This window comes from Anaeromassilibacillus sp. An200 (genome assembly GCF_002160025.1).
Lineage (GTDB): Bacteria > Bacillota > Clostridia > Oscillospirales > Acutalibacteraceae > Caccousia > Caccousia stercoris.
In genome coordinates this window covers 1-10,830 of sequence record NZ_NFJU01000059.1, presented here as the reverse complement: position 1 = coordinate 10,830, position 10,830 = coordinate 1, and the positions used below count along the sequence as shown (strand labels likewise).

Here is a 10,830-nt window from a genome sequence, read left to right as displayed (position 1 = left end):
CAGCCTGGGATGACCCCGAATACTACTACGATTATTATGTACAGGCGGAGGAATTCCCCTATTTCTACCCGGAATCCACCGCCATCATCTACCATGACGGCCACGGGAATTTCACAACGTCCGGAGGCGGAGTGATATCCTCTGAGGACGGCGTGATTACCGTTATTCCCCCCAGCACCGGCAATACGGATGGTACAGTGACGGACAACAACGGGTATCCCGTTGTCCCTCCTGGCTGGCAGGGCAGCGGAACCAGTGGAGGCGGCAGCTACACAGACAGCTCTATCCTCCAATATAATGGCGTCCTGGGACGGCTGAACATCAAGGGGCGCAGCATAACCGTTTATGAAGGGACGGATGACACCACCCTTTTATATGGCGCTGGCCATTTTACCGGAACCAGCGCATGGGACGGTAACGTTTGTCTCGCAGGTCACAACAGAGGGCCGAACGCCTGGTTTTCTCAGCTGATTTCGCTGAATTACGGCGATATCATCACTTACAGCACAGCTCTGGGCGTGAGGACGTATCAAGTGACCGGAACACGCATCGTTTCCGTCAATGACCTCTCCCCTCTCAACACCTCCACGGAAAACATGCTGACGCTGGTGACGTGTCTTGCCAATCAGCCCTCCGTCCGGTTGATTGTGACAGCTCAGTGTATTAATTGAACTTTATAAAGAGGAGGGCAAAAGTTATGAATTATTCTCCCTTCGTCAAAGGACTTAACTCTGCTATAATGACGTTGTGTACGCTTATAATGATAACATTATCTGCACAGTCTTATTTTCAGGACTCATTATTTAAGTTGCTTAGTATAAATACTACCATACTTTTGGCGGGAGCAAATTTGGCATGTATTATCATCACTTTTGCATTGAGTAGATATGAAAAAAAATTAAATGAGGATGAAGATCCATGTGAGGGAATAGAGGAAAGTTGGTCAACCAATGTAACAACAGGAACATCCGGTTCTATCTCAGTAGATGTGCCGTCCATCGGCAAGTCACCGGAGGGTGACCCGTTCGGTCCTGGAAACTGCGGACGAGGCGAGGGCATCTATGAAGTTGGCCCTGACGGTCGAGTCGAATTTGAGAATATGGAAACTGGATCGACGTGGGTAATCACCGAAATCGAAGCCCCTGCCGGATACGTCCTCAACAGCACTCCGCAAACTGTCAAAATTGTGGCTGATGTGACTACTGTCACCATCCGCAACGATCAGAAACCCGGACTCCTGCTTATTAAGGAAGATGAGGACACCGGCAAACGCATCATGGGCGCAAAGTTCACCTTTACGATCCCTGGCACGAGCACCGTTTACACCCGTGTGACGGATAACAACGGTGTGATTTTCCTCGACGATCTGGATGTAACCTCCATTGTCATCCAGGAAATTGAACCGGCTCCCGGATATATTGTCAATGACAAGCCGATTACAGTGCAGCTCAAACCAAATGAGCGCACTGACGTCACCTTCAAAAACACCTCGAAGCCTGGGCTGCGGGTCTGCAAAATTGATACGGATGGAAATCCAGGGATTGGTGTTGTGATTAAAGTCAGCAAAGCGGACGGTCCAGTGGTAGGCGAATTCATCACAGATGAATCCGGTATCATTTTTATCCCCAATCTCGAAGCCGGAACCTATGACGTGCAGGAAATCTCCGCACCTCCGCAGTACATTGTGGATAACACTGTCCACCGTGTTACGCTGGAACCTGGGAAGATTGGAGAAATCACCTTGCGCAACAGCATCAAGCCGACGCTGCGCCTGGTGAAGAGCGACAGCGTAACAAAAGGCCCTATGGAAGGTGTCACTTTTGAGCTGCGTGTCACCGATGGACAGAAGATTGGCGACTTTGTGACAGACGAAAATGGAGAGATCCTTGTTACCGGTTTGCAGGCAGGTGTCAATTACACGATCAAGGAAATTGCCACTCTGCCCGGCTATATTCTGGATGAAACACCAAAGCAGATCACGCTGGAAGCCAACAAAATCACGACCATCCAGTTTGAAAACAAAGCAAAGTCTCCTGTCTATGTTCTTAAACTAAACTCCAAAACCAGTGCGGGTATTTCCGATGCTCGATTCCGTGCAACCAGCGCGGATGGTGCGCTCATTGGAGAGATGGTCACGGATTCTACTGGACGAGCTGTTCTGACAAATGTGCCGAGCGGTTACATCACTGTCACGGAGATTTCCGTACCCGACGGCTATGTGCTCGATCCGACACCGCAAACCAAGCTGGTCGATGGAGAAAATCCTGTAGAATTCGTTTTTGAGAATGACCCATATGGCTCCCTTCTCGTTAAGAAGCAAAATCCATCCACACACAATCCGCTGTCAGGAGCTATCTTCAAGTTGACAACAGCAGAAGGTACGTTGATTGGCGACAATTACGTCACTGGTCCAGACGGAACTGTGCTTATCTCAAATCTTGATCCCACAAAAACTTATATCGTCACGGAAACCAGAGCACCTGATGGATTTGAAATCAGTGAAGGCCCCAAAACTGTAACTATCAAACCAGGAGAAACCGTAGAGTTGCTGTTTGAGGACAAAAAAATTGAAGACTTTGTTATCCACAAAATGGGAAGTGACAGCAAACCAATGGGGGGAGTAACCTTCCTGCTTTCTACACTGGCTGGAGTTAAAGTCACCCAAGTAACCACTGGCAGCGACGGACTTGCTGTACTCACGAATATCCAACCTGGAGTATACAAGGTACAGGAAATCGCAGTCCCTGACGGCGTAATTCTGGATCCCACTCCTCAGATAGTGGAAGTTGTGGCCGGAAAACCCACCACAGTGACTTTCATCAATGATTACGAGGGTGGGCTGAAAATCCTGAAAACAGTCAAACAAAATATGAAAGGTCTTGGGGGCGTTACTTTCCGCCTCACAAGCCCAGACGGCTCTTTCATTGGCGATTATATTACCGATGCTAATGGAGAAATTTATGTTTCATTGGAGCCGCAGACCGTTATAGTGCAGGAAATCAAGGCACCCAGCGGATACAAACTGGATTCCACTCCCCGCACCGTGGAAATCAAACCAAATGAAACTACTGTAATCCAATTTGAAAATGAGCGCCTTGGCAGTATTGTTATCCACAAGATTGATGCTGACACGGATCGCGGTCTGTACGACGCACATTTCCTGCTTATGGACGAGGATCGTCACACTATTGCAGAGCTGGTCACTGACCGAGACGGCTATGCACAGCTGGATGAAGATATTCCGGATGGTGTGTATTATCTCCGTGAGATTAAAGCTCCGGACGGCTACACACTGGATGAACGGGAAAAACGCATAGTTATAAAAAATGGAAGTACAGAGGAAATTTTGTGGGAGAACTCTAAAACACAGGGACAGATCCAACTTATCAAGAAATCTGCGGATTACAATCCCATCGTTGGTAAACCGGCGGGCAGCCTGCTGGAAGGTGGAATCTTTGAAATTATGCGAGCCGATACGGGTGTTGTGGTTGACCGCATTGTAAGCGACTATCGCGGCGTCGCCGCATCTGGTCCGCTGCCGCTTGGCCGCTACAAAATCCGGGAAATCACCGCTCCGGATTACTACCAGCTCAACACCACAGAGTTTGAAGTTGAACTGAAAGTTCCGAACGATGTGGTACAGGTGGAAGTGCTCAACAGTTCAGCCAATATTGCCACCAGTGTCAAGAAGCAGGGCAACACCAGCGTCACGCCTGGTCAGCAAATGCGGTATGATTTTTGGGATATCTGCAATTTGTCCAATGTTCCGCTTGAAAACTTTTATTGGCACGACCAGATTCCGACCGATGCCGTTCGACTGAACGTTATCCACACCGGCACCTGGAACCAACCCGGACTGACATACAAGGTCACTTATAAGACGAATCTCAATTCCTCCTATCGTGACTTGGCAACCGGACTATTGACTACACAGTCGTATGACCTGGATTGCAGTGCGTCCCGTCTTGGTTTGGCGTCAAACGAGTATATCACCGATTTCCGCTTTGAGTTTGGCACCGTCAAAGCCGGTTTCCGGGAGGAAAACAGGCCGATGATTCTTGTCACCGTCCTTCCGAATCTGGCCAACGGCTACCGCTTTGCCAACCGCACCGATGTCGGCGGCAAGTACAACGACAAGTGGTTCACATCTGATTACACTTGGGTCACAGAAATCTGCGGGCCGGTTATCTCCTATCCTACCACAGGCTATTGATTCTTAATTGCAAAAGTACCGGACTTGGATTTTTTTCCAAGGCCGGTACTTTTTTGCTGTTGACTCTACTTGTCTACTCACAATGAAACCGTTATTGAATAGCTGCAAAGTGCTCAATTGAAAATGGAGGTAATTTATTCATGCCCTGGCTTTACTGTACCTGCTTCGCACTTATCAGCGCCGGACTTTTAAGTCTGCTGGGCGTTCGTCCCGGGGACTTTATTGATGCTATCTTTCGCTCCCAGCGCAAAACGGCTACCTTATCCGATGACCTGAATGTTCTGTTGGGGATCCCATCCAAGGTTTTTTTTAGCCAGGACCACGAGCTGAAGCAGATTCTGAGAGGCACCGGCCGCGCCGATCGCTATGAGGCAATCAAACGCCTGTCACTGATTCTTTTCGCGATGGGCGCTGCCCTGGCCTTGCTGATCAACAATGTGTATATGGTGCCGATCCTGGGTATCGGCTTTTCTCTGGCCCCCATTTGGTATCTACGCAGCACAGCTGCCAGCTACAAAAAGCACCTCAATGAAGAGTTGGAAACGGCTATCTCCATCATCACTACTTCCTATCTGCGAACGGAAGATCTGATTCGGGCCGTCAAGGAAAACCTGCCCTACATCACTGAACCAGTCAAGGCCACTTTCGAGGCGTTTGTCTATGAAACAGAGCTGATCAATGCGAATATCATCAGTGCCATCAACTCCCTTAAAATGAAGGTTCCCAACCGGGTGTTCCATGAATGGTGTAACATCTTGATTCAGTGCCAGTCTGACCGTTCCATGAAAAACACGCTACCCACTATTGCCCAGAAGTTCAGCGATGTGCGTGTGGTACAGTCTGAACTGGAGGCTATGATGCAGGGGCCGCGTCGGGAAGCCATTACTATGATGTTTCTGGTGGTTGCCAATGTGCCATTGCTGTACTTCCTCAACGAAAACTGGTTCCGTACCCTCATTTTCACCACTCCGGGCAAAATCGCTCTGGCAATCTGCGCAGCCATCATCCTCTTTGCCCTGACTCAGATCATGAAGTTAAGCAAACCCATTGAATACGGAGGTGACGGCGCATGACGCTTCTGGCTCTTTTGGCGATCATCTGTTTTGGTTTCGCCACCTATAACCTAACTTGCGCTTTCGTGGACATTCCCACTAAGAAGACCTCCCAGATGATGATGGCCCGCAAGCAGCAGGGCATCAAAGCAGAAAAGTTGCTGGACGTCTACACTACCAAAATCGCAGGGCTGCTCGCTCCTTATCTGAAACTGGATAAGCTCAAGCGCAATAAGCTTCAGCGGGCACTGGACATTGTCGGTCTGGAGCTGTCACCGGAAGTCTATACCGCCCGGGCATGGGTTCGGGCTAGTGCCATTGGTCTCTGTGCTTTTCTTATGGTGCCGCTTATGCCGCTGGCCGTTCCGATTCTAATCGGTTTGGCGGTGGCACTGTGGTTTTCGACCTATTACAGCGTCTTCGATTATGTTAAAAAGCGTCGCAGACTCATTGAAAGCGAGATACCCCGATTTGCTTTAACCATTGGGCAGAATTTGGAGAATGATCGTGATGTACTGAAAATTCTCACCTCTTACCGTCGCGTTGCAGGTAAGGATTTCGGTGCAGAGCTGGATCAAACGATTGCTGACATGAAAACCGGCAATTATGAAAACGCTTTGATCCACTTCGAGACCCGCATTGGCAGCCCCATGTTGTCTGATGTAATCCGAGGCCTGATCGGCGTATTGCGCGGTGACGACCAGCGGATGTACTTCAAGATGATTTGCTTTGATATGCGGCAGATTGAACAGAACAATCTGAAAAAAGAAGCTGCCAAACGGCCCAAAAAGATTCAGCGGTATTCCATGATGATGCTCGTTTGTATTTTGATCATCTATTTGGTCGTGCTCTGCGTGGAGGTTTTGAACTCGTTGGGCGCTTTTTTTGGGTAATCAAATTTCCACTTGTACCAAGTTTATATCAGGAGGTGGTCGCTTGTATTTCAGCGGGTTTCCTTAGCGCAGATCCTAACGCTCCTATTGCATCCGCTAAAACTAGCCTGTTGATTCAGCAGGCTAGTTTCTGTTTACAGGAGAAGTTCTATAACAAAAATATATATTTCGCTGGGTGGTGCTGGCGAGAAAAAGCGCCGTTTCTTTTGGCTGCTTCACCGTGCTCAACAGATTAATTCATCCATCCACTTCACAATCATTAGGAGGTGTTTTATGAACAAGCTTGCTCACAAAGCCAACCGCTTTGCTATCCGCGTCTGCATGGCTCTTTCCAACCAACGCGGCGATTTCTACATTAGTGACGCGGTCAAAATCATCATCGCCGTGGTGCTGGGCGCTCTTCTGCTGGCAGCCCTGACCCTCATCTTCAACGACACGGTCATTCCGAGAATCACCAAAGAGATAGAGGGACTGTTTGGCTAACTTAATCATTGGCGGGAATCGGTCTGTGGATGTCCACAGTCGGTTCCCGCCTTTTTGTTATTTCAAATGTAGGATAATGAAGGTGAAAACATGATACCAAAGTTTCAAGAATTTTATGTTTTCCTGCGAGCTGTGTATGGAAATTGGCGCAATGCCATTTTCATTCGCTGCCAGTCCTGTCCACAGAATCTTATGTGTAGCGGATATCTGCTGGCGGCCGATGCCGATGGAAAACCCCTGCTGTTCTCAGCGGATACCTTTTATGAACTTACTGGGGAGCGCGTAGATCCTTCTGAGTGCAGTGCGATTTTGGATCGCGGTGCCTTCAAATCTGCCTATGCCCAGTTCCTTGAATGGTATACCACGGACAACATAGTCTGTCCATTTTCACAGCTTCTGCAGTCCACTTAATTTTATTCACAAAGACGTTATCGTACCGTCAACGGTGCGCCAAGAAAGAGATGATGATTTTATGAAGCAAGTTAAAATCAAATGTCCGTACTGCCATGCAAGGGCCACACTTCGCCCAGCCAATGTGGTCTATGGGCAAAACAAGCGATCCCAAGGTAAATACCTGTATGTCTGTGACCGGTGGCCGGCCTGCGATGCTTATGTGAGTGCCCACAACCATACCCATCTGCCGATGGGAACGCTGGCAAATGGCGATTTACGCCATAAACGCATTTTGGCTCACTATGCCTTGCAGCATCTATGTGAGAATAGACACATGGAAAAGCGAGAGGTTTATATCTGGCTTCAATCCAAGTTGGGTTTGAATTCAAAGCAAACGCATATCGGACAGTTCTCTAATTGGATGTGTGATGAGGTCATCCGGTTGTGTAAACAGGCATCCGCATCTTTTCCGTTTGATCAGGCGGTCTGATGAAAAGAGGTGCAACTACGATGTCCACAGCATTTCACTTAGATAAGAATCAGCAAGATCTTGTAGCCCGAAATTTGGCTGTTGTACATTGGGTCATTCATGATTACATCCATGTGAATCCTGTAATTCCTGGTTTGGAGCATGAGGACCTGTTCCAAGAGGGGTGCGTCTGGCTTTGTAAAGCTGCTATCACATATTGTGATAATGGCGGAGCACAGTTTCCCACCTATGCAAAACGGGTTGTTCGGAATGGACTCTTCTCTTATTGCAGCAAGGTCTGCGAGAAAAGCAAAAAGCGCAGCCGGCTTATCATCGGCGAGCATGGGGAATTGGCGGTGGATGGGGAAATGCTTCCTTTTGAGGTTGATGATTTTGATACACAGATGTCGCTGGTGGAAACATTGTCCCTTTTAGAAGACAGCAAACAGGATTATGATGGGGTGGCCCGTCTCGGTATGGAGGCCCTTACCCTTAAAATTAAAGGAATGTGTGTTACCGATATTGCCAAGCTCTATCAAGTGCCCCCTTCGCATGTTGGGGCATGGATCTCCCGTGCTACCTCTAAGCTGCGTAGCGATTCCAGATTTTTGAAATCATTGTTATGAATTTCATTTGTTGAAAAATGTATCCTTTCCAAAGTAAAGGATATATAAAGGAGGTACTTGAAAAATGGAACAGAAAAAACTTTATACTGCGGTAGGACGCCTGAGCCGGCAAACCGAAGGTCATTGCCAATCTTACCCGGTTGTTATGTTGGGCGGACAGGATTACATGTTGGATGTGCAGGAACTGGTGGTCTGGACCGCACTAAATTGGCGGATCTGCACATGGGAGGATATTCCCCTTCAGTGTGATAAGCTGGCATCCTCTTTGAATGGCTGTATTTCCCGTCCATGGGATGCCTGCATCAATCGTCTACTGTTCCGTGGGCTTCTGGTCTCCGGCTGTGGAGAAACAGAGTATGATGCTCTTTATGATTTGTTGAGTTCCCTAGGTATTATTCCCACCAGTGATTCTGTGTTGTTGCGGGGTGCGTCTTTTCTAAAGTTTGTCTTCTCCCGTCATATCCCGGTCAAACAGGCACTGAAACTTTTCCGCAAGGATCAGCGCACAGACTATGAATCCCGTGTCATGCGGCTTGCTCATCAGGCCATTCTATCTACCGCCGAGATCATCAAGTGCGTGGAGCAAGGTGTCACTGTCCTTCCTGATGAAAAAACCTTGCTGGAAACGGTGTATGGACAAGGAGGACACCTGTTATAACATCGCCTACCAAATGAAGACTAGCCGAAGCAGTCAGGCGGTCATTCTGGCCGTTGCTAACCTGTATCTGCGACAGCAAATCATTTTTGAAAGGATCAATGTATGATAAATGGATGGAATCAATTTCCCTTTGTGCTGCGCCGGAAAATCCTGTTCACCCTTTTGGCGGGTGCTGCGAGTATGGTTGTTAGCATGGTTGTCTTTGTAGTTATCGCTGACTGGGTTTTGCTGATATTGGGCGGGATCATTCTGGTGACCTCTTTGATTTTGGGCCAAAGCCTATGGGCCACTGCTGCCAGGGGACAGTATGAAATTGTGGATGGTATTTGTACTGGAGTCAGTACCCACATGTTGTGCCGCTATCGCAAAGTACATCTAACGAATGAACAGGGCGAGGAACAAACTCTGTTGATAAACAAGTCTTCCAAGTTTCAACTCGGAGTCCATTATCGTTTCTATTTTCAAAAAAGCAACCATCTGGTTATTGGGAATGATTATTTGGATGCAGCTCTTTCCACAAACAATTTCTTGGGCTTTGAAATAGTTGATGGTAGCTCTGCCACTGATGGCCTTGCTTGAAAAATAAAAGTTACACAATACAGAAGCCTGCTATGTGATTCCACCACAAAGTAATGTTTCCAAGCCTTGGCCGGTCGATTGGCATCTATACAAAGAACAGCACCTGATTGAATGTTTCTTCCAGACAATTAAATGGTTTCGGAGAATTGCCACCAGATATGATAAGCTAGATGTCTTTTTCTTGGCCTTCGTATATCTTGCATCTATTGCTATTTTGCTCATTTAGCAACAAAGCTGCTACTTTTGGCTCAATACTGTCTGCTTTATCTCAACATGTACAACAATTGGAACACAAAATGTTTGATAATCTCAGATAGACAATGGTAAGGACAGCCTTCATAATAGATAAATCTATACTTATTATGGAGGTATCCCTATGAATAATCATCTGTCTGAGTTGATCACATGGTATCTTGAGATGAGCAAATACGAAAAACGGCTTTCTCCACACACGATAAAAGCCTATCAGATTGATTTAAACCAATTTCTCTGCTTTGTAAACGACCGGCCAGTAAATAAAGAATTGCTCAGTCAATATATTAAATATCTAAATAACCATTTTTCGCCCCGTGCAGCGAAACGGAAGCTCGCCAGCGTACATGCCTTTTACCATGAGCTAGAGTTTAATGACCAGCTGGACTACAACCCATTTGAAAAACTACGGGTGCGAATTCATACACCGAAACAGCTTCCCCGCACCATTCCAGAACACATTGTGCGAGAGCTTCTCAAGGAAGCGTATCATGTCTATTCCCCTGACATTCCATGGGTATTGAGAGATATTGTCGTCTTGGAACTGCTGTTCAGCACAGGTGTCAGAGTGTCCGAACTGTGTGAATTGACAGAACAAACCTTTCTCTTCAAAGAAGAGGGACTTCAGATGGTCATACATGGTAAAGGGGATAAAGAGCGCGTTCTGGAGATTGATTCCCCTGAACTTCTTCGTTTGATTAAACAATATTATGCTTTGTTTTTTAAGCAGATTCACCATCACAATCGAATTTTAATCAATAATCATGGAAATCCGCTGACCCCTCAATCCGTAAGAAGAATCATTAAAAAGTATACAGATCGGCTTCATATATCGCTTTCCATAACCCCTCATATGTTCCGGCATACATTCGCCACTTCTCTTTTAGATGCAGGGGTCGATATCCGATATATTCAGTCTCTGCTTGGTCACAGCTCCATTTCTACGACCCAAATTTATACTCATGTTACAACAAAACGACAGGCCATCCTCCTATCAGAAAATCATCCCAGAAATAAGATGTCATTTACGCTTGGATAGTCGTTGGATTCATATATAAATTCAGATGCGGGAAGCCACTCATGAGTGGCTTCCCGCATCTGAATTTCAGCTTGTAGAAAAACCTGCTCCGGCAATCAAGCCAGAGCAGTTTTTTGGTTTGTAAACAAGAACCCAAAGGGAAAAAGGAGCGAAATGTCAGGCGTATTTTCGCG

11 protein-coding genes and 1 pseudogene are annotated in these 10,830 nt (G+C 47.1%); all 12 read left to right on the top strand.

The genetic code is table 11. The features are described 5' to 3' along the window. On the top strand, positions 1–671 hold a 671-nt coding region (locus B5F35_RS16495; RefSeq protein ID WP_087242652.1), incomplete at its 5' end, for a sortase. Positions 672–877: 206 nt separating this feature from the next. Further along, entirely contained in the window at positions 878–4,213 is a 3,336-nt protein-coding gene (locus tag B5F35_RS16490; protein WP_140401269.1) for an MSCRAMM family protein, read from the top strand. 140 nt (positions 4,214–4,353) lie between these two features. Then, on the top strand, positions 4,354–5,286 hold the full coding sequence (locus tag B5F35_RS16485; RefSeq protein WP_087242650.1) for a type II secretion system F family protein: 933 nt from the start codon (positions 4,354–4,356) through the stop codon (positions 5,284–5,286). Continuing rightward, complete coding sequence (locus B5F35_RS16480) at positions 5,283–6,158, top strand: type II secretion system F family protein (RefSeq protein ID WP_087242649.1); 876 nt, start codon at positions 5,283–5,285, stop codon at positions 6,156–6,158. Before B5F35_RS16485 ends, B5F35_RS16480 begins: the two co-directional genes overlap by 4 nt. Before the next feature lie 273 nt (positions 6,159–6,431). Next, positions 6,432–6,641: a DUF6133 family protein gene (locus B5F35_RS16475; protein WP_087242648.1), complete on the top strand. Its 210-nt coding sequence runs from the start codon at positions 6,432–6,434 to the stop codon at positions 6,639–6,641. Between the two features lie 90 nt (positions 6,642–6,731). Then, complete coding sequence (locus B5F35_RS16470) at positions 6,732–7,052, top strand: hypothetical protein (protein WP_087242647.1); 321 nt, start codon at positions 6,732–6,734, stop codon at positions 7,050–7,052. Positions 7,053–7,113: 61 nt separating this feature from the next. Further along, on the top strand, positions 7,114–7,524 hold the full coding sequence (locus tag B5F35_RS16465; protein ID WP_087242646.1) for a zinc-finger-containing protein: 411 nt from the start codon (positions 7,114–7,116) through the stop codon (positions 7,522–7,524). Positions 7,525–7,544: 20 nt separating this feature from the next. Beyond that, positions 7,545–8,129 (top strand): sigma-70 family RNA polymerase sigma factor, encoded by a 585-nt coding sequence (locus B5F35_RS16460; RefSeq protein ID WP_087242653.1) that lies wholly within the window; start codon positions 7,545–7,547, stop codon positions 8,127–8,129. Positions 8,130–8,193: 64 nt separating this feature from the next. After that, positions 8,194–8,787: a hypothetical protein gene (locus B5F35_RS16455; protein ID WP_242969568.1), complete on the top strand. Its 594-nt coding sequence runs from the start codon at positions 8,194–8,196 to the stop codon at positions 8,785–8,787. Between the two features lie 102 nt (positions 8,788–8,889). After that, positions 8,890–9,366, top strand: a complete 477-nt coding sequence (locus tag B5F35_RS16450; RefSeq protein WP_087242645.1) for a hypothetical protein — start codon at positions 8,890–8,892, stop codon at positions 9,364–9,366. A 31-nt stretch (positions 9,367–9,397) separates the two neighbouring features. Beyond that, a pseudogene (locus tag B5F35_RS18550) lies at positions 9,398–9,592 on the top strand (IS5-like element ISLpl3 family transposase); the annotation flags it as partial. A gap of 150 nt (positions 9,593–9,742) precedes the next feature. Beyond that, positions 9,743–10,657, top strand: a complete 915-nt coding sequence (locus tag B5F35_RS16445; protein WP_087242644.1) for a tyrosine-type recombinase/integrase — start codon at positions 9,743–9,745, stop codon at positions 10,655–10,657. Positions 10,658–10,830: the final 173 nt, after the last annotated feature.